At 31.1% G+C, this 26,236-nt stretch carries 21 protein-coding genes; 14 read left to right on the top strand and 7 right to left on the bottom strand.

The annotated features are described in order from the left end of the window. The first annotated feature begins 87 nt into the window (after positions 1-87). From carB to G8C43_RS07795, 3 genes are all read left to right on the top strand, one after another. Positions 88-3,264 (top strand): carbamoyl-phosphate synthase large subunit, encoded by a 3,177-nt coding sequence (gene carB / locus G8C43_RS07805; protein ID WP_166005260.1) that lies wholly within the window; start codon positions 88-90, stop codon positions 3,262-3,264. Between the two features lie 316 nt (positions 3,265-3,580). Beyond that, positions 3,581-3,994, top strand: coding sequence for a DoxX family protein (locus tag G8C43_RS07800; protein ID WP_185116728.1), 414 nt, complete (start codon positions 3,581-3,583; stop codon positions 3,992-3,994). Positions 3,995-4,049: 55 nt separating this feature from the next. Next, positions 4,050-4,694 (top strand): carbonic anhydrase, encoded by a 645-nt coding sequence (locus G8C43_RS07795; RefSeq protein WP_166005258.1) that lies wholly within the window; start codon positions 4,050-4,052, stop codon positions 4,692-4,694. 130 nt (positions 4,695-4,824) lie between these two features. On the opposite strand, the gene G8C43_RS07790 is transcribed toward G8C43_RS07795, so the two are convergent. Continuing rightward, the gene (locus G8C43_RS07790) at positions 4,825-6,099 is read right to left on the bottom strand and encodes a YeiH family protein (protein WP_166005256.1); all 1,275 of its coding nucleotides are present in this window, start codon (positions 6,097-6,099) and stop codon (positions 4,825-4,827) included. Positions 6,100-6,285: 186 nt separating this feature from the next. On the opposite strand from G8C43_RS07790, the gene lepA reads away from it, so the two are divergent. From lepA to G8C43_RS07770, 4 genes are all read left to right on the top strand, one after another. Further along, positions 6,286-8,079, top strand: coding sequence for a translation elongation factor 4 (lepA, locus tag G8C43_RS07785; RefSeq protein ID WP_160542477.1), 1,794 nt, complete (start codon positions 6,286-6,288; stop codon positions 8,077-8,079). Between the two features lie 716 nt (positions 8,080-8,795). Further along, positions 8,796-9,398, top strand: a complete 603-nt coding sequence (locus tag G8C43_RS07780) for a Crp/Fnr family transcriptional regulator (protein ID WP_160542478.1) — start codon at positions 8,796-8,798, stop codon at positions 9,396-9,398. Between the two features lie 102 nt (positions 9,399-9,500). Then, positions 9,501-9,899 (top strand): hypothetical protein, encoded by a 399-nt coding sequence (locus G8C43_RS07775; RefSeq protein ID WP_166005254.1) that lies wholly within the window; start codon positions 9,501-9,503, stop codon positions 9,897-9,899. A gap of 14 nt (positions 9,900-9,913) precedes the next feature. Continuing rightward, positions 9,914-10,432, top strand: coding sequence for an acyl-CoA thioesterase (locus G8C43_RS07770; RefSeq protein WP_160565823.1), 519 nt, complete (start codon positions 9,914-9,916; stop codon positions 10,430-10,432). A 2-nt stretch (positions 10,433-10,434) separates the two neighbouring features. Here the strand turns inward: G8C43_RS07770 and G8C43_RS07765 are convergent, their stop codons facing one another. Further along, a complete protein-coding gene (locus G8C43_RS07765; RefSeq protein ID WP_166005252.1) occupies positions 10,435-11,229 on the bottom strand; it encodes a UDP-2,3-diacylglucosamine diphosphatase in 795 nt (264 codons plus the stop codon). Continuing rightward, entirely contained in the window at positions 11,208-11,651 is a 444-nt protein-coding gene (locus G8C43_RS07760; RefSeq protein WP_160568163.1) for a 6-pyruvoyl trahydropterin synthase family protein, read from the bottom strand. The genes G8C43_RS07765 and G8C43_RS07760 overlap by 22 nt, the downstream gene beginning before the upstream one ends. 47 nt (positions 11,652-11,698) lie before the next feature. Here G8C43_RS07760 and G8C43_RS07755 point away from each other — a divergent pair, with 47 nt between their 5' ends. From G8C43_RS07755 to G8C43_RS07740, 4 genes are all read left to right on the top strand, one after another. Further along, positions 11,699-12,370: a ComF family protein gene (locus tag G8C43_RS07755; RefSeq protein ID WP_166005250.1), complete on the top strand. Its 672-nt coding sequence runs from the start codon at positions 11,699-11,701 to the stop codon at positions 12,368-12,370. Positions 12,371-12,587: 217 nt separating this feature from the next. After that, positions 12,588-12,941, top strand: a complete 354-nt coding sequence (locus tag G8C43_RS07750) for a T9SS type A sorting domain-containing protein (protein WP_160542483.1) — start codon at positions 12,588-12,590, stop codon at positions 12,939-12,941. Positions 12,942-13,133: 192 nt separating this feature from the next. Then, a complete protein-coding gene (gene lon / locus G8C43_RS07745) occupies positions 13,134-15,539 on the top strand; it encodes an endopeptidase La (protein WP_105296308.1) in 2,406 nt (801 codons plus the stop codon). 193 nt (positions 15,540-15,732) lie between these two features. Further along, the gene (locus G8C43_RS07740) at positions 15,733-17,535 is read left to right on the top strand and encodes a MutS-related protein (protein WP_166005248.1); all 1,803 of its coding nucleotides are present in this window, start codon (positions 15,733-15,735) and stop codon (positions 17,533-17,535) included. Positions 17,536-17,598: 63 nt separating this feature from the next. Here G8C43_RS07740 and G8C43_RS07735 read toward each other — a convergent pair whose 3' ends face one another. The 4 genes from G8C43_RS07735 to G8C43_RS07720 all read right to left on the bottom strand — a co-directional run bounded on the left by G8C43_RS07735 (position 17,599) and on the right by G8C43_RS07720 (position 21,342). Next, positions 17,599-18,606, bottom strand: a complete 1,008-nt coding sequence (locus tag G8C43_RS07735) for a hypothetical protein (RefSeq protein WP_166005246.1) — start codon at positions 18,604-18,606, stop codon at positions 17,599-17,601. 30 nt (positions 18,607-18,636) lie between these two features. Further along, complete coding sequence (locus G8C43_RS07730) at positions 18,637-19,443, bottom strand: hypothetical protein (protein WP_166005243.1); 807 nt, start codon at positions 19,441-19,443, stop codon at positions 18,637-18,639. Positions 19,444-19,501: 58 nt separating this feature from the next. Further along, entirely contained in the window at positions 19,502-20,371 is an 870-nt protein-coding gene (locus tag G8C43_RS07725; protein WP_160542488.1) for a hypothetical protein, read from the bottom strand. Positions 20,372-21,147: 776 nt separating this feature from the next. After that, a complete protein-coding gene (locus G8C43_RS07720; protein ID WP_105296313.1) occupies positions 21,148-21,342 on the bottom strand; it encodes a hypothetical protein in 195 nt (64 codons plus the stop codon). 108 nt (positions 21,343-21,450) lie between these two features. Here G8C43_RS07720 and G8C43_RS07715 point away from each other — a divergent pair, with 108 nt between their 5' ends. The 3 genes from G8C43_RS07715 (at position 21,451) to clpB (ending at position 25,953) form a co-directional block, all read left to right on the top strand. Then, positions 21,451-22,140 (top strand): helix-turn-helix domain-containing protein, encoded by a 690-nt coding sequence (locus tag G8C43_RS07715; protein WP_160542489.1) that lies wholly within the window; start codon positions 21,451-21,453, stop codon positions 22,138-22,140. 201 nt (positions 22,141-22,341) lie between these two features. Beyond that, positions 22,342-23,031 (top strand): helix-turn-helix domain-containing protein, encoded by a 690-nt coding sequence (locus tag G8C43_RS07710; RefSeq protein WP_160542490.1) that lies wholly within the window; start codon positions 22,342-22,344, stop codon positions 23,029-23,031. A 294-nt stretch (positions 23,032-23,325) separates the two neighbouring features. Next, positions 23,326-25,953, top strand: a complete 2,628-nt coding sequence (gene clpB / locus G8C43_RS07705; RefSeq protein ID WP_160568175.1) for an ATP-dependent chaperone ClpB — start codon at positions 23,326-23,328, stop codon at positions 25,951-25,953. Positions 25,954-26,236 lie beyond the last annotated feature (283 nt).

Here is a 26,236-nt window from a genome sequence, read left to right as displayed (position 1 = left end):
CTAGGTTAAAAAGGATTAATGTAAAAGAATTAGTAAAAATTCATATAAACAGAAGTCATTACTTCAAACTAAAAATTAAAAAACAACATGCCAAAACGCACAGATATAAATAAAATTCTTGTAATAGGTTCAGGACCTATCATTATCGGACAAGCTGCCGAATTCGATTATGCAGGAACCCAGGCTTGCCTGGCTCTTAAGGAAGAAGGATACAAAGTCGTTCTTGTTAATTCGAATCCTGCAACGATCATGACCGATAAAGAAATTGCCGATAAGGTATACATGGAACCGTTAACATTAGATTTTCTTCAACAAATTATTGCATTAGAGCGTCCCGATGCGTTGTTACCATCTTTGGGAGGACAGACCGGACTCAATCTTGCCGTTGAATTAGCTAAAGCAGGTACGCTAGCCCAATATGATGTTGAAATTATCGGAACCAAATTATCTTCCATTGAGCAGGCCGAAGACAGAGATTTGTTCAAACAATTAATGGAAAACATTAATGAACCTATTGCAGAAAGTATAATTGTAAATGACGTTGAGTCATCGGTGGAATTCGCTAATCAAATTGGTTATCCGATAATTGTTAGACCTGCTTTTACTCTGGGAGGCACCGGAGGTGGAATAGCTGAAAATGAAACCGAACTAAGGGAAATTACTGATTCCGGTTTAAAATACAGTCCGGTTCATCAATGTCTTATAGAGAAAAGTATTGCCGGATATAAAGAAATTGAGTATGAAGTAATGAGGGATGCCAATGACAATGCCATAGTAGTTTGTAATATGGAAAATTTTGATCCGGTGGGAATACATACCGGAGATTCCATTGTTTTCGCTCCTAGTCAAACATTAGCAGATCAAGAATATCAATTACTTAGAAATTCTGCATTAAAAATAATCCGCGCTTTAAAAATTGAAGGAGGGTGTAATGTTCAATTTGCTTTAGATCCTTCTAGTAGAGATTATATAGTCATTGAAGTAAACCCAAGAGTTAGCCGTTCGTCTGCATTGGCCTCTAAAGCTACCGGATATCCGATTGCAAAATTAGCGGCTAAAATTGCGGTAGGATTAACTCTGGACGAAATGAAAAATCCGGTAACTAATACTACTTATGCTTGTTTTGAACCTTCGCTGGATTATGTTGTTGCCAAAATCCCTCGATGGCCTTTTGATAAATTTCAAAGTGCCAACAGGCATTTAGGAACCCAGATGAAAGCTACCGGTGAAGTTATGGCTATAGGAACTTCAATTGAAGAATCTTTGTTAAAGGCTGTACAATCTTTGGAAATAGGTTGTTTGCATTTAACTAAAAAAGATATGACGCCGTATGATCCTTCGACTTTGGAAAAGAGACTTAAAAATGCCGATGATGAACGTCTGTTTTTAATTGCCGAAGCTTTACGTAACGGTGTAAGTATTCAAAAAATACATGAAATAACCAAGATAGACCTATTCTTCCTGGCTAAAATATTACATATCATCAATATTGAAAAAGAAGTTAAAGAAAAACCAAAAGATATTGAGGTTTTAGCAAAAGCCAAAAAATACGGATTTTCTGATTGGGAAATTGCCCAATTATGGAACATGGAAGAAAAGCAAGTGTATTCTTTGAGAAAGGAAAACTCTATTATTCCGGTGTATAAAATGGTCGATACGTGTGCTGCTGAATTTATATCCACAACCCCATATTTTTACAGTACTTACGGTATTGAAAATGAATCGGTACGTTCTGATAAGAAAAAAGTGATTGTATTAGGTTCCGGACCTATACGAATCGGACAAGGGGTGGAATTTGATTATGCAACCGTACACAGTGTTTTAGCCCTTAAAGAATCAGGATATGAAGCTATTATCATCAACAGCAATCCGGAAACCGTTTCTACAGATTTCAGCATTTCTGATAAACTTTATTTTGAACCTCTAACCAGAGAATCCATCACTTCTATTATAGATTTAGAAAAACCGGACGGTGTTTTAGTTCAATTTGGTGGTCAAACAGCCATTAACTTGGCTCAAGCTGCCATAGATGCCGGAGCAAAAATATTGGGTACTACGCTGGAAGATATAGATCGAGCTGAAGATCGTAAAAAATTCGAAGAACAATTAAACGAATTAAATATCGCTCGTCCTAAAGGCGATACGGTGTTTACGTTAAAAGAGGCCTTACATGTAGCTAATTCCATTGGATATCCGGTTGTTATTCGTCCTTCTTATGTTTTAGGAGGAAGAGCCATGCAAATTGTTTATCAAGATTCTGAATTGGAAAGATATATGAAAGAAGCGATCAATGTTCATGAAAAACAACCTATTCTAATTGATAAATACTTAATTGGAAAAGAAATTGAAGTGGATGCAATTTCCGATGGCGAAAATGTTTTTGTTCCCGGAATTATGGAACATATTGAAAAAGCCGGAGTTCATTCCGGAGATTCTATTGCTGTATATCCTTCCCAAACTTTAACAAAAGAAGAAAAAGAAGACATTATTAGACAAACTCAAGCATTAGCCAGAGGATTTAAAATCATTGGATTAATGAATATACAGTTTGTTTTAATGAGCGGAAAAATATACGTTCTGGAAGTTAATCCGCGTTCCAGCCGAACCATTCCATTCATGAGCAAAGTAACCGGTATTCCTTTAGCAAAAATTGCAACAAAAGCTGTTTTAGGCCAATCTTTGAAAGAGCAAGGGTATGCTATGGATTGTTATTCGGAACCTCGTAATATATACATTAAAGCCCCTGTTTTTTCATTTGCTAAATTACGTTCTGTAGATATTACGTTAGGCCCTGAAATGAAATCGACCGGGGAGGTTATTGGAAAAGATACTACTTATGAAAGAGCTCTTTATAAAGCTTTAAGAGCGGGTCAAATCAATATACCTATTTTAGGTAATGCCATATTCACAGTAGCAGACAAGGATAAAGCCGAGGCTCTCCCATTAGCGAAGAGATTCTATGATATAGGTTATACAATTATGGCTACCGAAGGAACTGCCAAGTATTTCCGCGACTATAACATTCCTGTTGTTGAAATTAACAAGATTGAAAGTGAAGACAACAATATTGTTAAAATTATGCAACAAGGAAAAGCTCAATTTGTTATTAATACACTTTCTAATGACGGTACGGCTCAAGAAGACGGCTTTTTAATTCGACGAAATGCTGTTGAAAACAGTGTAGCTTGTTTTACTTCTTTGGATACTACCGCCGCCGTAATTCAAGTATTAGAATCAATAGTATTTGATATTAAACCTTTTTAAATTTAAATTTTATAAAATATACATTCAAAAAAGCCCTGTAAAAACAGGGCTTTTTTGTATTTATAATTTTTCGATATTTGATTTTGTTTCTTTAATTTTATCTAACCATGACTAATAAAAATCCACAATATGAAAAAAGTATCGCTTATACAAGCTTTATTTTTTTCTAGTAAAATACATTTTATACCACTTAATTACGTTTATCGTAAAACTTATTGTAATACATTTTTTACTATAGTAAATTTGATTTTATTTACAAAAGATACAGAATTTATGAAATAAAAAATTTATTTTTGATCAAATTTACATTATAATTATGGCTAAAGAATTGAATTCTGATCTTGGAAAACTCCTATTACGTGTTTCAATAGGCGGATTAATGGTCTTCCATGGAATATCAAAATTATATCATGGACACGATTTTATAAAAGGAATGCTTACTTCAAAAAATTTGCCTGAATATCTCTGGCTTGGTGTTCCTTTAGGGGAAGTATTTGCTCCTATTTGTATCTTATTAGGGGTTTTTACAAGGATTTCATCCCTTTTAGTAGCATTTACTATGCTTATGACTTTTTATTTAGTGCATGGGATGGAAGGTTTTTCACTATCGCAAACCGGAGGTTTAAAAGTTGAGCTTAACCTATTCTATTTATTAACCTCATTAGCGCTTTTCTTCTTAGGTTCGGGAAAATATAGCGTATATAAAGGAAACAAAGGAATTATGATATAAATGATTTATTTCTAATTTTTGTTCATTATTTTTTTACTACTATATTAATCCATACATGAATTTTGAAAAAATATTTGCCCACAATGAAACATGGATAGCAGAAAAGTTATCTATGGATAAGGAGTATTTCCATAAGCTATCAGAAGGACAGAATCCTGAAGTTCTTTATATTGGCTGTTCTGATAGTCGGGTAGCAACAGAAGAATTACTTGGAGCTAAGCCCGGAGAAGTCTTTGTCCATAGAAATTTAGCCAATATGGTTATTAGCACAGATTTTAATGTTCAATCTGTAATAACTTATGCTATCGATCATTTAAAAGTTAAACAAATCATTGTTTGTGGACATTATTATTGTGGCGGAGTTAAAGAGGCTATGGAGGCTAAAGACCTGGGACTTTTAAATCCGTGGTTGCGAAATATCAGGGACGTTTATAGAATTCATAAAGATGAATTAAATTTAATTACCGACTCAGAGGAAAAATACAATCGGCTTATTGAATTGAATGTGGAAGAACAATGCATTAATTTAATTAAAACCGCTGCTGTACAAAAAGCTATTATAGAAAGTAATCTAAAGGTTCATGGCTGGATTTTTGACATACGATCCGGAAAATTAATTGACATGAAAATTAATTTCAAAAAGATTCTAAAAGAGATTATGGAAATATATAATCTTTATGAAGGGAAAAGTTTATTTTAATATATGAAAAACCAACGGGTCAATTACCTTTCTCTACTAAATTAAAATGTAATTTTATTTCCAATAAAAATAATGGGAGAGTTAACTATATTGCTAATCTCTCCCAAAATAAAAATAATAAAGTAATTGTTTATATTTTAGTCCATTCGATACCAAAAACTAAATAAGCGATAATTAAGGTAAATACAACATTAAAAGTTTGTGCGCCTAAAAATACTAAAGTAGCTTTTCTGTTTTCTTTATTAATTAACGTTTTAAAATTAGTTTCTAAACCTATGGAGGTAAACCCTAAGGCAAACCATAATCCTTGAAATTTCTTCAATACAGCAAGAACCGGTTTGTAATGCTCAGTTGGAATAACAAATGAGAATAACAAAGAAGCTAAGATAAAACCTATAACAAATTTAGGAAATCGATCCCAAATTACTTTTAGATTAGGTTTATCAGCAAATTCATTTCCTTCTTTTTTAGTATAACTCCAATAAACAGCTATTAAAAAGGCAGCAATACCTAACAAAACATTTTGTGAAAATTTAACTATTGTACTAATTTTAAGTGCTTCTTCCCCATAAACGGCTCCGGTTGCAGCTACTGCTCCGGTAGTATCAATTGTTCCACCAATCCATGCACCGGCCATTACTTCTCCTAATCCTAATAGTTTAGCTAATGCCGGCATAATGATAATCATAGGAACAGCAACTACTAAAACTAGTGAAACTACATAAGATAATTTTTTGGAATCTCCTTTTATTGCTCCTGCCGTTGCTATAGCAGCTGAAACTCCACAAATGGATACCGCACTGGAAAGCATCATAGACATTTCCTTATCTATATTGAATTTTTTGCACAGCCAAAAAGAAAAATACCAAACAGAGAAAACTACTACTACTGATTGTATTAATCCCAAAGCACCCGCCTGCATAATATCTTGAAAAATAATGGTTGAGCCTAAAAAAATCAATCCTATTTTCACATACATTTCAGAAGATAAACATCCTTTCATCCACTGAGGAGTACCTATAAAGTTATTGATAACTAATCCTATAAGCAAACAAAATATTACGGTTTCAAATCCCCAATAATTCATTACCGAGTTTCCACCAATCACCATGGCGACTATAGTAAGAATAAACAGTAAGGGAAACCCTTTTGCTGAACTCATAGGTTTTCCTTGTAATATATCTGCCAATAGTAATAAAACATAAGAAACAATAAAAATGATAAAAATGTTTATAAAATTTTTACCTGTTAAAACATTGGACAATAAATCGTCACCGGTGCTCCATTTAAATGTAGGCCAACTTAGTGTATACCCGAATGAAGAATATAAAATAATACCTAATACTATGACCAATCCACCAATTATTGTGGCTGTCCAATCCTCTGTTAAACTCAGTTTTTTCATTTCTTATTTTTGATGTTCTTTAAAAAAGTTTTTTAGTTTTATTTTAGATTAAAACTCCGCAAATGTAATAATTCCTATCGAAATAATAGGAATTCAACTAAAATTTTTTACCCAGATTCGCAGTTTGTAGCAAATACACCCTTATATTGTTTATAAAAAATGTATTTTTGCACTATTGTAGAAAATATGAAGAACATAAGAAATTTTTGCATTATTGCCCATATAGATCATGGCAAAAGCACTTTAGCAGACAGACTTTTACAACAAACCAAAACTATTTCTGATCGTGAGCTGCAAGAACAGACCTTAGATGATATGGACTTAGAACGCGAACGGGGTATTACTATTAAGAGTCATGCTATTCAAATGGAGTATGAATATAAAGGGGAAAAATATGTTTTGAATTTGATCGATACTCCCGGGCATGTTGATTTTTCTTATGAAGTTTCTCGTTCTATTGCTGCCTGTGAAGGTGCCTTATTAATTGTTGATGCCGCACAAAGTATTCAGGCACAAACCATATCCAATCTTTATTTAGCGTTAGAACACGACTTGGAAATTATTCCAGTTTTAAATAAAATTGACCTACCTTCTGCAAATCCTGAAGAAGTTACCGATGAAATTGTAAATCTTCTCGGTTGCAAACCTGAAGACGTATTACGCGCCAGTGGCAAGACCGGAGCGGGGGTTGAAGAATTGTTGGAGCAAATTGTGGAAAGAATCCCGGCACCATCCGGAGATCCTAATGCTCCATTACAAGCGTTGATTTTTGATTCTGTTTTTAATCCTTTTCGAGGAATAGAGGCCTTTTTCAAGGTTGTAAACGGCAGCATAACTAAAGGTCAAAAAGTGAAATTTATGGCTACCGGTAAAAGCTATGATGCCGATGAAATAGGAACTTTAAAACTAAATCAAGTCCCAAAAGATGTTATACATTGCGGTGATGTGGGATATATTATAAGTGGTATTAAAGAAGCTCGTGAAGTTAAGGTAGGTGACACCATCACATCGGTTGAACGCCCTGCATCTGAAGCTATTGCCGGATTTGAAGAAGTAAAACCAATGGTGTTTGCCGGAATATATCCGGTGGACACAGAAGAATATGAATTGTTGCGCTCTGCATTGGAAAAGCTTCAACTTAATGATGCTTCTCTTGTTTTTGAACCGGAATCATCCGCTGCTTTAGGATTTGGTTTCCGTTGCGGATTTTTAGGTATGCTTCATATGGAAATCATTCAAGAGCGTTTGGAACGAGAATTTAAAATGACTGTAGTTACTACCGTTCCCAATGTATCTTACAATGCCTATTTAAATAAGGATCCTGAAAAAGCGATTGTAGTACATAATCCTTCGGAACTTCCGGAACCTACTTCATTAAATCGTGTGGAAGAACCTTATATTAAAGCTTCAATCATCACCAAATCAGATTTTATTGGTTCTGTAATGAACCTTTGTATTGATAAAAGGGGTGAACTGACTAACCAATCGTATTTAACTACAGACCGAGTAGAGCTATTTTTTGAAATGCCTTTAGCTGAGGTGGTTTTTGACTTTTATGATAGACTCAAAACTATTTCCAAAGGATACGCTTCTTTTGATTATTCGCCTTGCGGAATGAGAACTTCCAAGCTGGTAAAAGTTGACATCCTTATAAATGGTGAACCTGTGGATGCTTTATCTGCTTTAATTCATCAAGATAATGCCTATACTATAGGTAAAAAAATGTGCGAAAAGCTTAAAGAGTTAATCCCGAGACAACAATTTGACATTCCTATTCAAGCAGCACTTGGTGCTAAGATTATTGCTAGAGAAACTATTAAAGCTTTACGAAAAGACGTTACTGCCAAATGTTACGGAGGGGATATATCTCGTAAAAGAAAATTACTAGAAAAACAAAAAGAAGGTAAGAAACGAATGCGACAAATTGGTCGAGTGGAAGTCCCGCAATCTGCATTTTTAGCGGTATTGAAACTGGATTAAGTGTTTGTTACTTATTTATAGATTATAGGCTATAATTTGAACTTATTGTATTTTTTATAGGAGTATCATGTTATGATAATTGATTAATTTACCTTCTATAATTATTTTGTACCTTAATAAGTTATAGGATATATACTTGCATATATTTTTTCTAAAAGGTAAATACATTTATTTTATAGCTATTATCTTTTTTATACAAATAAAACTTCTAATTATTATTATTTTATAAACATTATTTATTATTTTTATCTATAAAATTTATTTGAATATTAATTTTTATGTTTTTATATTTAATAAAAATTTTTTAAATTAATATTTCAATATTTTTTTAAATAATTAAATAAGTATAGTAATCTAAATATGTTTAGTTTTTATGTAAGATTCAAAATCCATTTAATTTTAAATAGATAAACAAATTGTTTATTATTTTTGTGAAAATTTTTTTTATAGATTAATTTTCGTAACCAATCCTAATAATATACTACAAATAGTAAAAAGGGATTCCGTGTTCTTTACCATTTAACACAGTTAAGACAATGTATTTATAAAATTTTAACAACGGTTATATTATTGTTTTCTATCTCTATTAAAAAAATAGTTAAGAGAATTCTAACCAATTAGGACAATTTTACAAATAGCATTCTTACAATTATAAATGGATATAGTATTACATATTTAAAAAATTTTACATGGCGATTTAAAAACTCTTATATACTATGATTTTTGAAAAAATATTGGAAGAAATAAACAATGTAGTGCCTATTTCCAGAGAGGAAAAAGAGTATCTAAAGTCTATTTTAAAATTTAAAAAGCTAAACAAAAGAGATTCTCTTTTGCATCAAGAGGAGGTTGAAGATAATTATTATTACGTTCTTTCCGGTTGTTTACGAAGTTATATTAACGACAAAAAAGGATTGGAGCAGGTTCTTCAATTTTCATCTAAAGGTTGGTGGATTGCAGATAATGAAAGTATTATATACAATCAACCTGCTAAATTCAATATTGTTGCAGATTTAGATACTGAAATATTTATTTTATCTAAAAAAGCAAAAGAAGAATCCGTTAAAAGGTTTCCAAAATTAGAACTTTATTATAATGAAAGTTTAATCCGCTCTGTAATTTTCTTACGTAATCGTTTATATGAAATATTAAGTTTATCTGCAGAAGAACGATATAGAAATTTTTGTATTATGTTTCCTGAATTAAAAAATTCAATATCTCAAAAACATATCGCCTCATACATTGGTATTACTCCTGAATTTTTTAGTGCTATGAAAAAAAAATTAAAAGACAGGCAAACATGCGTTGAGGAATTTTAATTATATATTCTTAAGTTATTTAAATTTGTGAAAATATATTTCAGCTTTAAAAAAGGAGATAAAGATAGTTGATAAATAATGTATTTATTTTAAATTTACTTTATGGACCTAATAAAATATTGCATACTATTATTACAAGAAACCAATCAAGTTACTTTACCTTCTTTTGGAAAATTTGAATTAAAATTTAATTCGGTGAGAGAGGATCAGGAAACTAATCAACTACTCCCCCCCTCCTATTCCCTTTCTTTTACTCAGCAACATAATCTCAATGATATCGCTTTAGCTAGCATAATTGCGGAATTGAATTCAATAGATGTTGAGAAATCTAAAGATTTTGTTTATCAGACAATTAAGGAGTGGAAAAAAATTCTAAAATCGGAAACATATTTAACCATTGAAAATTTAGGAACATTTACAGCTGAAAAAGAAAAAATTATTTTCAGTTTGAGTGAAAAGAGTTTTGTTACTTGCAAAAATTTTGGTCTACTTCCTCTATAATTGAATTGAAATTCATGAAAGCTAAAACTCCCTCTGATTCAAGAACCATAATGACCACCATTGTGCTAACGAATGAAACCAATGCTTATAATAATATGTTTGGCGGGGATTTACTTTCTTTAATGGATCGAGCATGTGCCATAGCCGCTCAAAGACATGCGGAAGCTAAAGTTGTGACTGCTTCTGTTAATCATGTTTCCTTTTCAACACCTATTCCATTAGGAAGCACCGTAGAAGCCATAGCTAAGGTTTCTAGAGCTTTTGGATCTTCTATGGAAGTATTTGTCGATATATGGGTGGATGATGCAATAAATCATACAAAAACCAAAACCAATGAAGGGATATATACTTTTGTAGCTTTAGATGAATTTATGAAGCCTAAAAAAATACCTGACTTAGTACCTGAAACTGAAGAAGAAATAGTTAGATATAACTCAGCCCTTCACAGAAGGGAATTATCTTTGCTGCTATCCGGAAGAATTACTCCTTCAGAAGCTGTTGAATTAAGAAAAATATTTACGATGGATAAATAAAATTAAACAGTTTCGGTAAAAGTCTGTAAATGCAAATGATCTCCATCGAAAACGGCATAGGTATAATACGAAATCCAATCCCCTAAATTTACATAGTGGCTGTTTTTATCTTCACCAATCAATAAATCCATAGGTAAATGACGATGTCCGTAAATAAAGTAATCATAATGTTTTTCATTCAATTTTTCTTTAGAAAAGACAATCAGCCATTCATTATCTTCCCCTAAGAATTTAATATCTTCCTCACCGCTAATTAATTTATTTTTTCTTGATAAATAAGTACCTAAGGCGACTCCTACATCCGGATGCAACCATCTGAAAAACCATCGAGCAACAGGATTCGTAAAAAGTTTTTTCATTCTTTTATACCCACGATCTCCCGGTCCCAATCCATCTCCATGAGCAATAAAAAAACTTTTGTTGTTGATTATAAATGTTTGTTCTTCGTTAAAAACTGTTATTGCTAATTCTCTTTGAAGATAATCTCTCATCCACAAATCATGATTTCCGGTAAAAAAATATATTTTAACCCCCGAATCTGAAAGTTCAGCTAATTTTCCTAATATTCGAACAAACCCTTTAGGTACAACGGTTTTATATTCATGCCAAAAATCAAATAAATCTCCTAATAGGAATAATACTTGAACATCATGTTTAATTTGTTCTAAAAATTTTACAAAAATCTTTTCTCTTTTTCTGGATGAAACTTCATCAGGTGCTCCTAAATGCTGATCTGAGGCAAAATAAACTTTTTTGCCTGCAATAAGGTTAATTTCTATTGGTCTTCCCTTATCCATTCACCATATGACGTTTCGGTTTCATATAATTTAAGCTTCGCTAATAAAATATTTTCAGGAAGCTCTGATTGTATCTTTTCGGCAAAATCCATCAACATATTCTCACAAGTTGGCTGATAATTCATAAAAATAACTTTATGTCCTTGATTTTGCAATTGCTCTCCTAGTTGTTTATGTTCTGTTTGAGCGTTTAAAATAATGGCATGATCTAAAGGATTTATAATTAATTTTTTTACAATAGATTTCAACTCTCCAAAATCCATAACCATTCCATTTTTAACATGGTGTATATCATTACACGGCTCTCCTTTAACAGTAACATACAATTTATAAGAATGCCCATGAATGTTTTTACATTTACCATCATATCCCCACAGAGCATGTGCTGTTTCAAATGTAAATATTTTAGTCAGCCTTATCACAATAAATAAATTTGTTTATATTACGCAAAGATAATTGAAAAATACTCATGTGGCAAGAAATACTCTCTACCCTGTTTCCTAATAGATGTATTGGTTGTGAAACAATTATTTCTTCATCACAACACTATGTATGCGAAAGGTGTAAAGCTCATTTACCTTTTACTTATATTCCTTTTGACAACGCAAATTCAATTCACAGCCAACTTAACAATTCTGCGAAAATAGAATTTGCATCTTCCTTATTATTTTTCTCAAAAGAAAATATTACACAACAATTAATTCATCATTTAAAATATAAAAATAAACCGGAAATCGGTTCGTGGTTAGCTGAGATTTGGTTTATGCAAAATGAGAACAATCCTTGTTTAAAAGAAGTAAAAACCGTTGTTCCGGTTCCTATTCACTCGAAAAGATATAAAAAAAGAAACTATAATCAAATTTTGCTATGTTGCAAAAAATTAGCAACTCTAATGAATTGCAATTTCGACGAGCATGTTCTCCGACGAGTTTCTCATACGAAATCTCAAACTCAATCCAACAGAGAAGAACGTATAAAAAAAATGGAAAACGCTTTTATAAGAAATTCAAATTGTTCGAGTCATTATTTATTGGTTGATGATGTCTTAACAACGGGTGCAACTTTAATTGCATGCACTCAAGAACTGTTAAAAACCGATGATTCTCAAGTAAGTATATTTACTTTAGCAACAACAATATAAATATAAAATATAGAATAATTCAGAAAAAAGCCCTTAAGACAAAACTATTGAAGATAAGATAATTTAATATTATCTTTATTCCCAAATAAAAATAAAAATAATTTAATGAAAAGTTGTAAAGAATATTTTTTTTTTATAATTTTATACATTAATTTTAAGTACATAAAACTATCATTTTATCAAGGAAATTTTCATAATTTTTAGATATAAATTGCTTATGAAGAAATTTTTATTTTTTATTACGTTGCTTTTTTCAATTAACCTGGTTACTGCAAAAGAATTTCCGGCCAATATTTTAATGAACTTTTATTTACAAGAGCAACCTTATACTAAATCAAAATTATATCCTAATCCGGCAGTAAATTTTATACTTGTTAAGAATTCAAGTTCTTATAAAATTGATAATATTTCTGTTTTATCCATGGTTGGTACCAATTTAATCGATAAAGATATAATTGACTCCAATCTTAATCAGGAAATTAATATTTCAAAACTTCCTACAGGAAGATATTTTGTTAAAGTTACTTATTCCGATGGAAGCAGAGAAATTCTAACCCTTATCAAGTTATAATTCTAAGCTTTATTAGCAATTATAGTAAGTTTTTATTTGGCATATTAATTGACCTTAGTACACGTACAAACTTTGGAGGTTGCAACATTTCTTATTAATAATCAATACTATACCCATTTAAGATTAAAAAAAAGTAGTTCTCTTTTTTTAGATATCTGAAAGTTTGTCATTAAATCTTTAATACGAAACATTATGAAGTTCGACATATTGTCATTAGATCAAGTTATGCAAAATGATAGTGAATTTATTCCTTTACTAAGCCAGGATGAAGAAGATAAAATGATGAATGAAACTTTTCCTACTGTTTTACCCTTACTTCCGGTAAAAAATGTAGTTTTATTTCCCGGGGTTGTTATACCAATTACTGCCGGAAGAAATAAATCCATCAATTTATTACAAGATGCTCAGCAAAACGATAAGATAATAGCAGTCATTACACAAAAAGATGTAAATGCAGATAATCCGACTATAAATGATATGTACTCGGTAGGTACTATAGGTAAAATATTAAAATTACTTAAAATGCCTGACGGAAGTACCATGGTAATTATTCAGGGGATACGTAAATTTTCTATTAATAATATACTTGAAGAGGAGCCTTATTTAAAAGCAGAAATTACTTTATTGGAAGACAAAAGAAAGGTTTCCAATAAAAATAAAGAACATTTTAATGTTTTATTGGAAAGCCTTCGTGAAACAGCCATTAAAATTATTAATGAAAATCCGGCTATCCCTTCAGACGCTTCTTTTGCTATTAAAAATATTGAAGGCAGCTCCTTGTTGGTAAATTTTGTTGCTTCTAATCTTGATTTACCGTTAGTAAAAAAGCAGGAATTGCTGGAAGTTAATAGTTTGTTAGATCGTGCTTCCAAAACATTAAAGTACCTGAACGTTGAGCTTCAAAAAATATCTTTAAAAAATTCTATTCAGGATAAGGTTAACTCCGACCTCAGCAAACAACAACGTGAATATTTCCTACACCAGCAAATGAAAACCATTCAGGAGGAGTTGGGAGGCGTTTCTTATGAAGCTGAAGTTCAAGAAATGAAAGAAAAAGCTTCGAAAAAAAAATGGAGCAAGTCTATAAATGAACATTTTGAAAAAGAACTTAATCGATTAGTTCGCATGAACCCGCAAACACCTGATTATGGTGTTCAAAGGAATTATTTAGAATTAATGTTGGATTTGCCTTGGGAGAAATATTCTAAGGACAATTTTGATATTAATCATGCTGAAAAAGTTTTAAATAAAGACCATTTTGGTTTAGAAGATGTTAAAGAACGAATCTTAGAGTATCTCGCAGTCCTAAAACTTAAAGGAGATATGAAATCTCCCATCATTTGTTTATATGGTCCTCCCGGTGTCGGTAAAACTTCATTGGGTAAATCCATTGCTTCTGCTTTAGGAAGAAAATACGTTCGTATATCATTGGGAGGGTTGCATGATGAATCGGAAATTAGAGGACATCGTAAAACTTATATTGGGGCTATGCCGGGGAGAATTATTCAATCCATAAAAAAGGTTGGAACATCTAATCCCGTTATTGTTTTAGACGAAATAGACAAAATTAGCACCAGTGGACACGGTGACCCGTCATCTGCTTTACTTGAAGTATTAGATCCCGAACAAAACAGTACTTTCCATGATAATTTTCTGGATGTAGATTACGACTTATCTAAAGTATTGTTTATTGCTACCGCCAACAATTTAGCTACCATACAACCGGCGTTGTTGGACAGAATGGAAATTATTGATATTTCCGGATATACTATTGAGGAAAAAGTAGAAATAGCTAATAAATATCTTTTACCAAAACAAATCCTTGAACATGGACTTACCAAAAAAGATATTTCAATAAGTAAGAAAGAATTGGAATTTATTATCCAAGCATATACTCGAGAATCCGGTGTTAGAGGCTTAGAAAGGAAGATATCAAAAATTGTAAGGAATATTGCCTTACAAATTGCTCGCAATACTGAATACAACAAAAAATTGAGTCAAAATAAAATTATCGAAATCCTAGGTCCGCCTATGATGCCTGAAATGTCTGAAACTAATAAAGTTCCAGGAGTTGTTACAGGATTAGCCTGGACTCAAGTAGGAGGAGATATTCTTTTTATTGAAAGTATTCTTTCTAAAGGCAAAGGAAACTTAAGCATGACCGGAAATTTAGGTAATGTAATGAAAGAATCGGCTACTATTGCTTTGGAATACATAAAATCTAATTATAAAGAATTCGGTATCGATCCGCAAAAAATTGAAGAAAGTAATATACACATTCACGTTCCTGAAGGTGCAACTCCTAAAGACGGACCATCTGCAGGTATAGCAATGCTTACTTCTCTTGTTTCCTCTTTTACCGGTAAAAAGGTTAAGTCTAAATGGGCAATGACCGGTGAAATTACGTTACGAGGAAAAGTTCTTCCGGTAGGCGGCATTAAAGAAAAAATATTAGCTGCTAAACGGGCCGGTATTACCGATGTCATATTATGTGAAGAGAATAGAAAAGATATTGAAAAAATCAATCCTGATTATATTAAAGGCTTAAAAATACATTATGTAACTCAAATGTCTGAAGTGATTGATTTAGCTCTATAATAAAATTATAAAAACTATAAGCCTGATTTTCATCAGGCTTTTTTATTTCTAATTATAATATATTTAAAATGCAACATTTATCAAATAATAAAATTTAATTTTTTTTGATTCCTGTTAAAATTTGAAAGTAAAGTACTATTAGATATATATAGACTTTAAAATTAGCTATTTTATTTTGTTTACCTTTGATATCATGAAAATAAAAGATATTGAACATTCATACCGTTCTCTTATTAATAAAGAGATTTCAACGGTACAATCACTTAAAAAAAAGATATTTATTATTGCTGCTTTAAGATTATCAGTAGTTCTTATTGCTGCTTTACTTTGTATTTTTACTTGGAAAAACAGCTACCTTACCGGCGGTATCATCTTTGTATCTTTTTCAATATTTATCTTGTTATTAAAGTTACATCAAAAACTGTTTTATAAAAAAAATTATTCAGATTCATTAATAACTTTAGCAGAAAATGAATGTAAAGCTCTTAATTACGATTTTTCATCTTTTGATGGAGGCCCAGAATATATTTCGACTGAACACAGCTTCAGCTACGATTTAGATTTATTTGGCGATCGATCGCTTTTTCAGGCTATTAATCGAACATGCACCTATCAAGGTAAAAAATTTCTTGCCTATCTGTTCCTTACTCCCTATTTAGACAAAAAAACCATTGTGGAAAATCAGGAAAGCATCCAAGAATTAGCTTCAAAACAAGATTGGGTAAACCATTTCCGAGTTTTGGGGTCTTTAAACGGAAAATTAGAAAATAAAGAAAATTTTGATTCAAATATATTTCCGGAAACATTTTTATTGCATAAAAATAAATTCTGGGAAATAATGATAAATATTATTCCCTGCTTATATTTAATCTTACTTGTACTTACAGCTTTTAATAGGGTATCTGCATTATATTTTATTCCTTTATGGATCATAACTTATGCAATTAATGCCTTTGCGAGTAAGCATGTAAATAATATAGTTAATAACATAGAAAAAAAAACAGATGTTTTAAATACCTATACCTCACTTTTTAATGCCATAGAAGAGCAAAATTTTGATAGTTATTTGTTAGAAAAAAATCGTAAAACCCTTATCAAGAAAACTCCTGCATCAAAAGCTATCTATAAATTAAATAGATATTGTTCTCAATTAAATATGTGTATGGCTTATCCGATGATTTTATTTTTCAATCCGGTCTTATGTTGGAGTGTTCGTTATGCTATTAAGATAGAAAAATGGTTAGATATCTATAAAAAGTATCTACCGAATTGGTTTGATTCTCTTTCTCATTTTGATGCTTGGTGCTCCCTGTCAACATACGCATATACTCACCCCGGATATTCATATCCTAAAATAAATACTGAACATTTTATATTTGATGGGAAAGAATTGGGCCACCCTCTACTTAACCGTTCCTTTTGTGTAACCAATGATGTTAAAATTTCAAAAGAAAATTATTTTTTAGTAATAACGGGAGCTAATATGGCCGGTAAAAGTACGTATTTAAGAACTATAGGGGTTAACCACGTGTTAGCCTGTATTGGTGCTCCGGTATACGCTAAGTCATTAGAGATATTCCCGGGAAATTTGGTAACTAATTTAAGAACTACAGATTCCTTAGTTGATCATGAATCTTATTTTTTCTCTGAATTAAAACGATTGAAAATGGTTATAGACAGACTTCATTCCGGAGAACATTTATTTATCATTTTAGACGAAATTTTAAAAGGTACCAACTCTGAAGATAAGCAAAAAGGATCCTTAGCGCTTATGAAACAGCTTATTTCGCTAAAAGGAAATGGCATTATTGCTACTCATGATTTAGTATTAGGCACCTTGGAAGCAAACTATCCCGAAAATATAAAGAACTATCGTTTTGAAGCAGAAATTGCTCAGGATGAATTAGTGTTTGATTATAAATTAAAAGAAGGTATAGCTCAAAATATGAATGCCACTTTTTTAATGAAGAAAATGGGAATTACTGGTATTGAATAAAAAAATACCTGCCTATTCGGCAGGTATTATATAAATACTAGTATATAACTTAATTTTTAAAATTTATAGAGATGATTCATCTATATCTAAACGAATAGCAAAGAAATAAACTCCCACTTCAAGATTGCCCCCATTATTACCTGAACCACGAATTGATGATCTGGTTTCCAATACTTGATCACCATTTAAACTGGAACTAAAAGTTAAAGCAATTTCATGCTCATATCCCGGATCACCCGGTCTTAGTTTTTTACCTGGATTTAATGGATCATCAGATTTAATTACTGCTATATAATTAACATATGGAGTGGTATATCCTTGGCCTTTTGCTTCCGGATAAGTTCCAACCACAGTCATTGCATATTCTGAAGGGTTTCCGCCCAGATCGTTACTTGCTAAATACCAATTTAAATTGTAGCCACTACCATTACAATTATTTTCAGGAAGGGCTCCATCAACTAGACAAGGTTTACGCTTATCACGTAGATGATTATTATCTACGGGTAAAGTGGTAAGATCATCTAAATCATGCAAATAAGTCCAAAACAAATTACCTTTATCATCCCCGTTATTATAAACCATATATTTAGCCATAATCATCCAGATACCCGGAGTTAATTTTAAACCGTGTCCCGGTATTGAAATTTCTCTATGGTCATTCGCATTTCTTTTAAATGGATCGTTCATATTAAAATCTTTCCTAAGTTCTGCTTGTTTTATGGTAAAAGGTTTGGGAACCCAGTTAACTATTCCCGTATTATCTTGAAACATAAGCATACTCCCTTTTCCTTCTGATTGATCACTGATGCGGATTCCATTTGTTGATCCATCCGTTTTAATATGAACTTTAGCCGTTGGTGCAATGGTTCCTATTCCTAAATTTCCGTTTTTATCAACTATTACATCATCAGCTGTATTTAAAGATCCGTTTGTATCCCCCTTTGCATCTACATGAAAAGGTCCTTGCGGGTTAGTTGTATTTACTCCAACCGATGGAGCTGTTTGTGCAAAAGATTTAGTAAAACCTATACCTCCCGCTATAATTATATATAATAAAAATAATTTTTTCATATAATAAATTTAAAATTCATATGTATTAATTTAATCGTCTAAAAGTTCTGCATCTAATCGAACGGCATAAAAATAAGATCCTTGAAAATCGTCATTTGTTGTAATATATTCGAATTCTTTATTACTTGTACTTCCAAATACTCTATACTCAAAAGTTTTTCCTTTAGGTATATTAACAAGAGCTGCTAATTGCGGTGTCCCAACTTTAGCTCCCGCTTGTTCTAACGGTACCCCCAAAATAGTATTATAGACTTTATCGGTTATTAGCGGGTGCTCGCTAACATTTTTTAAATAAATCCATACATTATTCCGAGGTTTAAAATCGTCATTAACATGTTGGGTAGCTTTAACTACAAATTTGGATAGAATCAACCATCTTCCTTGAGTAAGCATTAAAGGTTGTACTGTTAAATCTATAGCACTTTCATCCAGTGGTAATCGAATACCATTTCCTATTTCTCCATTATGAATCAATGGTCTGGCAGGAGCTATCCATTGGGCATTTCCAAGTGAATCTGTACTAACTAATATATTATTATTAACTTGAGTTCCATCTTCCAATCGTATGTTGCCATTAACATCTAAACCCGTATCCGGATTAACTTTTCCAACACCTAAATGACCGTAGAGTTTTGCAGTCGGATCTGAGGCATTATTTGTACCCGGTTTGAAAATTACATCATCTGATGTATTTACTGGGACAGATATATTCCCATTATCTTTTTTAGCATCTATATGAAAAATAGCTTTAGGATTATCTGTGTTAACTCCTACTTGTGATAAACTAATTCCAATTGCTAATACACAAAAATTTATTGATAATATTATTTTTTTCATGACATGATTTTAAATATAAAATTATATGAATAATAAAGATCTTAATTCCACCACATTATTAATTAAAACTATCTATACGAATAGCTCTAAAATATGGTTTGCCGGTAGTAAATGAATTAAAATCGCCATCTACGAATACTACTGTATTGTGCCATATACTAGTACTGGCATAAGCACTAACTTTCATTGTCTGTCCCGGATTGACTTTTACTACGTGGGTTAACTGAGGAGTACAAGCACAAGCACCATCACGTTCCGTAGCAAAACCTACCGTAGTTAATACTGCTTTTTTAAAGTCCGGCTCATTTTCGTTATATAGTAATGTCCAAATATATTGATCAAATCCATTTTCTTTTCCACAATATTCTTGAAAATTGGATCCTCCCCCTCTTGTTGTACGAGTAGTGTACTTAAGCTGAATCAGCCATGTACCTTCTGTTAGCTCTATAGGCTTGTCAGATATTTTTACAGCCGGTTTTTTTCCCGGAGGTAAACTTGGATCACCGGGAATAATTGGATTTGAATCTATTAAATTAGGAGCTAATGTTGAAGTTGCATCAAGTCTTGTTCTAATTTGAATGATAGAACCCTCTCTAAGTTCGGGCATAGGCCTGGTAGAGGCTACAAAATTACCATTTGCATCAGATGCAATAACTTCTCCTTTAGCGATAGTTCCCGGAGGAGTTACCCGCAATCCTTTACCTTTAGTACCTATAATTTCCAACTTTGATTTAGGGGTTCGGGTACCTATACCCACATTCCCATTTGCATCTACAATAAAGTCATCTTGACTTAAATCTTTATTGGTTCCATTGATATGGAAAACTCCTTGAGGATCTTCCGTATTAATTCCCACTCTTTGGCTTTGAGAGAAAGAACAAACGGAAATCACTCCGAGTAATGAACATAATAAAATTCTCTTTTTCATAATGAATTATTAATTAACTTATTAACACTTAATTGATTTTCTATTTTTTTATTTAAAAAAATCTATTCTATTTTTAATGATCTCCTCTCTTATTTCATTATAAAAATTTAATTGCTACAATGGCATTAAAAATAGATGAACACTTAATTTTTTAAATTTTACAACACTTAAACACTAACTTTATGGCGGTAAAGATAAACAAAAAAAAATTACAATCATAAAGTTTATATAACATTAATTACCTTTATCTCCTTACATTATCCCAAGGCTGCTAAACAAGATTTATAACATATAATAGTTGGTTATTTTTATTTTTTCAGAATAAATTATCAACCATTTATACATATAAAACATTTATATAATTTAAATAAATTCTTGAACTATTACTTTAAAAAATTAATAGTCTTATTTAAAAATAATTTTAGTAACAATAAAGTTTTCCTTTATAAATATAAAGATCAATAATTTTTAAATTTTACAGAATTAATTATATACAGAGTATTTAAGCCAAGAAATTTAACTTGTATCACTAATTTTTTTAAAACTTCATTTTTCTACCAAAAGATTAAAAAAAAATTATAAAATAGGATTTTTGTTTTAAACTGCAGGTTATGATTTAAATTATGATCAACAATGAAATATTTTGTATTAAGATTATTATAATCATTTATTTAATAAGGCAACTCTCAATGAAGATAGTAATTTATCATTAAATCATAAGGAAGAACTCTTATCCTTTTCATAGTGTAAAATTCAGATTTAAAAAATTAAGTTGATTAGCCTGAAATTTTCTTATGGTATTCTTTTATAAACCTTTCCCTATTACTAATTATTGCTTTTAACGCTTCTATTGCATCCATCTTTTCTCGTGAAAAACGAGCTCTTACATTTTCGGGGGTTATATTTAATAATTTCGATGCCAAAATATAATCTCCCACTTCAATTTTTCTTTTTATTTGTTCTACTGTCATAACAATAATGTATTTTTTGATATCTTTGTTTTATCTCAACACAAATATATATACATTTTGTTTATTTTAAAATTATTTTACACAAAATGTATATTTTTTATATTGAACATGGATAAAAATATCATTCTAAACGAAATTAAAAAATACTATGGTTTTACTAAAGATTCTCAATTAGTAAAACATTTAGGCATAACCTCACAAATATTGTATAATTGGAAAAGAAGGAATTCGTTCAACATTAAACTTATTTATACAAAATGTGAAATTTTTAATTATGAATGGTTGTTAACCGGCAAAGGTCCTATGTTGAAAAAAGATAATATTGGACAATCTAATATTATTTCAATAGCGGAAGAATCTGGATATAATTCCTATAAAGGTGAAAAAAATCATATTCCTTTATATAATATAGACAGAAATGGTGGATTGAAAAATATATTTAGCAAAAAACATCATCAAGAAAATATTATAGATTTTATAAAAATGCCGGATTTGGCTGATTGCGACGGAGCTGCTTATGTAAAAGGAAATTCCATGCTACCAACTATACAAAATGGAGACATAATTATTTTTAAAACTATTTCTCTTAAAGACCTGTTTTGGGGTGAGCTTTATTTAATTGAGATATGTATGAATGATGATTCTTTTTATATGTTAATTAAATATATTCAAAAATCTGAAAAAGGCGAACAATTTGTTAAACTATTAGGACAAGACAACACAAACGCACCTCAAGATATTCCGGTTTCTAAAATTAATGCTATGGCTCTAATACGTGGAAGTATTCGAACCTTTTAAATTTTTATTTCATCCATTACTAATTCTTATCTCCTGTATAATTTATATTATTCTATTCTTTATATTGTTTTTACGGTAATAATATAACATTGTTGTGACAATATAATAATTTTTAGTATATTTGTCTAATTATCAAATAGATATATAAACACACTGTTTATATAAAATTTATTTGAACTTTTACTTATATAACTACAATCTATGGAAAAAACTACCATATTGAATAAAATAAAGTTATTTTATGGATTTAAAAAAGATTCTGAATTAGCCAGATATCTCGGTATTTCTCCCCAAACCTTTTCGAATTGGAAAAAAAGAAATAGTTACGATTCTTTATTGATCCATACCAAATGTCCCGAAATAAATTTAGAATGGCTTCTCACCTATGAAGGGCCCATGTTAAAATCCCCAATTTTAGATAAAGATTATCCAATGTCTGTTTTGGAGGACCCCATGTTTAAATTACAAGAAAAAAATAATACCAATATCCCTCTTTATAATTTAGATTCTAATGGTGGATTAAAAAATATCGTTCATAAAAAATCAGAAAATACATTTATTTCAGGATTTATAAAAATACCCAATTTATCAGACTGTGATGGAGCTATTTATATAAAAGGAGAATCTATGCTTCCTCTTTTAAAAAATGGTGATATTGTTATTTTTAAAAATGCTTCCATTGATAATATATTTTGGGGAGAATTATATATAATTGAAATTGCCTTATCTGAAGATTCCAATCATACCTTTGTTAGACACATTCAAAAATCCAGTTTAGGTAACGATTACATAAAATTAGTCAGCGCCAATCCTATGTTTGAATCTAAAGATGTCTCTTTAAAAACCATAAATGCTATCGGCATGATACGTGCAAGTATCCGATATCATTAAATATTACATAAAATCTATAATTTATTTATATCATATTATACATCTGTAATTTTTAAATTATATATGAATTTCATGTAATTTAATATTTTTGAAGATGTAGTAATCAAAAAGACAATCCAATCTTTTAATGAACAAACAATCATGACATTGTGTCATTAATTTTAGTTGCGACAAAACAAAACAATGCCATATTGTCTCGTTTTATTTATTTATTCCCTTACATATTGATTATAAAAACCTATCCATGATTTTGGTTTATATTTTGCTGAGAAAAAATGTAAGAGATTAAATAAAATGGATTTTAATAAATTAACCATCAAATCACAAGAAGCCTTGCAACAATCCCAAGTGATTGCACAAGGTTTAGAGAATCAGGCTATTGAACCTGCACACCTACTTAAAGCTTTATTGGAAAGCGAAGCCAGTGTGATTACTTTCATATTAAAAAAACAAAACTCAAATTTAGCATACATTAACTCCGAACTTGATTCTATACTAAATTCTTTACCTAAAGTTAGCGGCGGACAAATTTATTTGTCTCAAAATTCTAATAAAGCTTTAAATGAAGCCCAATTAGAATCAACTAAGATGAAAGATGAATTTATAAGTTTAGAGCATATTTTCTTAGGACTGCTTTCTGTAAATGACAAAACCTCACAATTATTAAAAAACCAAGGAGTCACCAAAGAAGGCGTAATTAAAGCGATCGAAGAAATTAGAAAAGGAGAACGAGTAACCTCTCAATCAGCAGAAGATACCTATAATTCATTAAACAAGTATGCCAAAAACCTTAATGAATTAGCTCAAAACGGTAAACTAGACCCTGTAATAGGAAGAGATGACGAAATCAGAAGAGTTTTGCAAATTCTTTCTCGAAGAACAAAAAACAATCCCATATTAATTGGAGAGCCCGGTGTCGGAAAAACTGCAATTGCCGAAGGAATAGCTCATAGAATCATTAATGGGGATGTTCCTGAAAATTTAAAGGATAAAACTATTTTTTCTTTAGATATGGGGGCTTTGATTGCAGGAGCAAAATATAAGGGTGAATTTGAAGAACGTCTAAAAGCAGTTGTTAAAGAAGTTACCGCTTCCAACGGAAATATTATTTTGTTTATTGATGAAATTCACACATTAGTTGGTGCCGGAGGAGGAGAAGGAGCCATGGATGCTGCGAACATTTTAAAACCGGCATTGGCACGAGGTGAACTTCGTTCAATTGGAGCAACAACATTAAATGAATATCAAAAATATTTTGAAAAGGACAAAGCGTTGGAAAGACGTTTTCAAAAGGTGATGGTTGAAGAACCCGATGTGGATGATGCCATAGCTATATTACGTGGAATTAGAGAAAAGTATGAAGCCCATCACAAAGTACGTATTAAAGATGAAGCCGTAATTGCATCAGTGGAACTTTCCAATCGTTATATTTCCGACCGATTTTTACCGGACAAAGCCATAGACTTAATGGATGAAGCATCGGCAAAACTTCGTATGGAAATGAATTCCAAGCCTGAAGAACTGGATGCCTTAGACCGTAAAAAAATGCAGCTTGAAATTGAATTAGAGGCGGTTAAACGAGAAGCGGAAAGTCCTACTTCCAATGAAAGCATTAAACAAGCTAATGAGAAAAGGTTAGAAAATGTTAAAGAAGAATTAGCACAACTTAATGAAAAAAGAAATGAGCTAAGCGCTTCCTGGAAAGCAGAAAAAGAAAGAGCGGATAAAGTTCAAGAAATCCGTAAAAATATTGAAGAATTTAAGATTGAAGCCGAAAAAGCAGAAAGATCCGGTGATTATGGTAAAGTTGCTGAATTACGTTACGGAAAAATAAAAGAACAAGAGGCTGAACTTGCTAAAGCTGAAGCCGAACTTTCTGATGATCGACCTAAATTAATCAAGGAAGAAGTTGATTCCGAAGACATTGCTGATGTAGTAGCCAAATGGACCGGTATTCCGGTTACTAAACTGGTACAAAGTGAACGAGAAAAATTATTAAATCTGGAATCTGTTCTTCACAAAAGGGTTGTCGGACAAGAAGAAGCAATTGAAGCAGTAGCAGATGCTATACGCAGAAACCGCGCGGGATTAAACGATGAAAGAAAACCTATCGGATCATTCTTATTCTTAGGAACAACAGGTGTCGGAAAAACCGAATTAGCTAAAGCCTTAGCCGAATTTTTATTTGATGATGAAAATTCAATGACCAGAATTGACATGAGTGAATATCAAGAAAAACATTCTGTTAGCAGACTGGTAGGTGCGCCTCCGGGATATGTGGGTTACGATGAGGGTGGTCAGTTAACCGAAGCCGTTAGAAGAAGACCTTATTCTGTTATCTTATTGGATGAAATCGAAAAAGCTCATCCGGATGTTTTTAATATTTTATTACAGGTATTGGATGATGGTAGGCTAACAGATAATAAAGGAAGAACCGTTAATTTTAAAAATGCGATTATAGTTATGACATCCAATTTGGGATCTCATTTAATTCAAGAAAATTTTGAAAAACTGGAAGGAAATAATTACAAAGAAATTTTAGAATTGACCAAAGAGCAGGTTATGGAACTGTTAAGGAAAACCCTTCGTCCTGAGTTTTTAAACCGTATCGATGAAACTATTGTATTTAAGCCTTTAAATAAGAATGAAATAAGAAGTATAATAGATATCCAGTTAGATTCTCTTAATAAAATATTAGATAAAAAAGGAATTCGCATGAGCATGACAGATGAGGCTAAAGATTATATAATGAGTAAAGGCTATGATCCTACTTTTGGCGCAAGACCTTTAAAAAGATTGATTCAACATGAAATTTTAAATCAATTATCTAAGGAAATTTTAGGTGGAAAAATTAATGACAATGATACCATCGTTGCAGATTATTTTCCTGAAACCGGTCTAGTTTTTAGAAAAGAAAATTAATAAGAATACATAAATCATAATACATTATAAAATTAAAAACAGGGTATAATAATTTATACCCTGTTTTTGTTTCAATTAATAAAAGCACTTCATATTATTTTTATTTTATATTTACTTCTTATATTTAGTATTCAACACTTACTATCTTAATTAATAATACATAAATTTAAAGATGATGATATCATTTAGAATTAATTAGTTTATTATCATATTTGACGATAGATCTATAATTAAAACCTGATAAAAAATGTTTTTAGATAAGTTTGTAACAAAATAAATAATT

It is taken from the genome of Apibacter sp. B2966, assembly GCF_011082485.1.
In the GTDB taxonomy this organism is placed as follows: Bacteria; Bacteroidota; Bacteroidia; order Flavobacteriales; family Weeksellaceae; genus Apibacter.
This window is presented reverse-complemented; position numbering and strand designations above follow the sequence as displayed.

Bases quoted from the DNA above. Each gene is read 5' to 3' on its own strand.
- carB (WP_166005260.1), top strand. From the start codon at position 88: ATGCCAAAACGCACAGATATAAATAAAATTCTTGTAATAGGTTCAGGA.
- G8C43_RS07800 (WP_185116728.1), top strand. From the start codon at position 3,581: ATGGCTAAAGAATTGAATTCTGATCTTGGAAAACTCCTATTACGTGTT.
- G8C43_RS07795 (WP_166005258.1), top strand. From the start codon at position 4,050: ATGAATTTTGAAAAAATATTTGCCCACAATGAAACATGGATAGCAGAA.
- G8C43_RS07790 (WP_166005256.1), bottom strand. From the start codon at position 6,099: ATGAAAAAACTGAGTTTAACAGAGGATTGGACAGCCACAATAATTGGT.
- lepA (WP_160542477.1), top strand. From the start codon at position 6,286: ATGAAGAACATAAGAAATTTTTGCATTATTGCCCATATAGATCATGGC.
- G8C43_RS07780 (WP_160542478.1), top strand. From the start codon at position 8,796: ATGATTTTTGAAAAAATATTGGAAGAAATAAACAATGTAGTGCCTATT.
- G8C43_RS07775 (WP_166005254.1), top strand. From the start codon at position 9,501: ATGGACCTAATAAAATATTGCATACTATTATTACAAGAAACCAATCAA.
- G8C43_RS07770 (WP_160565823.1), top strand. From the start codon at position 9,914: ATGAAAGCTAAAACTCCCTCTGATTCAAGAACCATAATGACCACCATT.
- G8C43_RS07765 (WP_166005252.1), bottom strand. From the start codon at position 11,229: ATGGATAAGGGAAGACCAATAGAAATTAACCTTATTGCAGGCAAAAAA.
- G8C43_RS07755 (WP_166005250.1), top strand. From the start codon at position 11,699: ATGTGGCAAGAAATACTCTCTACCCTGTTTCCTAATAGATGTATTGGT.
- G8C43_RS07750 (WP_160542483.1), top strand. From the start codon at position 12,588: ATGAAGAAATTTTTATTTTTTATTACGTTGCTTTTTTCAATTAACCTG.
- lon (WP_105296308.1), top strand. From the start codon at position 13,134: ATGAAGTTCGACATATTGTCATTAGATCAAGTTATGCAAAATGATAGT.
- G8C43_RS07740 (WP_166005248.1), top strand. From the start codon at position 15,733: ATGAAAATAAAAGATATTGAACATTCATACCGTTCTCTTATTAATAAA.
- G8C43_RS07735 (WP_166005246.1), bottom strand. From the start codon at position 18,606: ATGAAAAAATTATTTTTATTATATATAATTATAGCGGGAGGTATAGGT.
- G8C43_RS07730 (WP_166005243.1), bottom strand. From the start codon at position 19,443: ATGAAAAAAATAATATTATCAATAAATTTTTGTGTATTAGCAATTGGA.
- G8C43_RS07725 (WP_160542488.1), bottom strand. From the start codon at position 20,371: ATGAAAAAGAGAATTTTATTATGTTCATTACTCGGAGTGATTTCCGTT.
- G8C43_RS07720 (WP_105296313.1), bottom strand. From the start codon at position 21,342: ATGACAGTAGAACAAATAAAAAGAAAAATTGAAGTGGGAGATTATATT.
- G8C43_RS07715 (WP_160542489.1), top strand. From the start codon at position 21,451: ATGGATAAAAATATCATTCTAAACGAAATTAAAAAATACTATGGTTTT.
- G8C43_RS07710 (WP_160542490.1), top strand. From the start codon at position 22,342: ATGGAAAAAACTACCATATTGAATAAAATAAAGTTATTTTATGGATTT.
- clpB (WP_160568175.1), top strand. From the start codon at position 23,326: ATGGATTTTAATAAATTAACCATCAAATCACAAGAAGCCTTGCAACAA.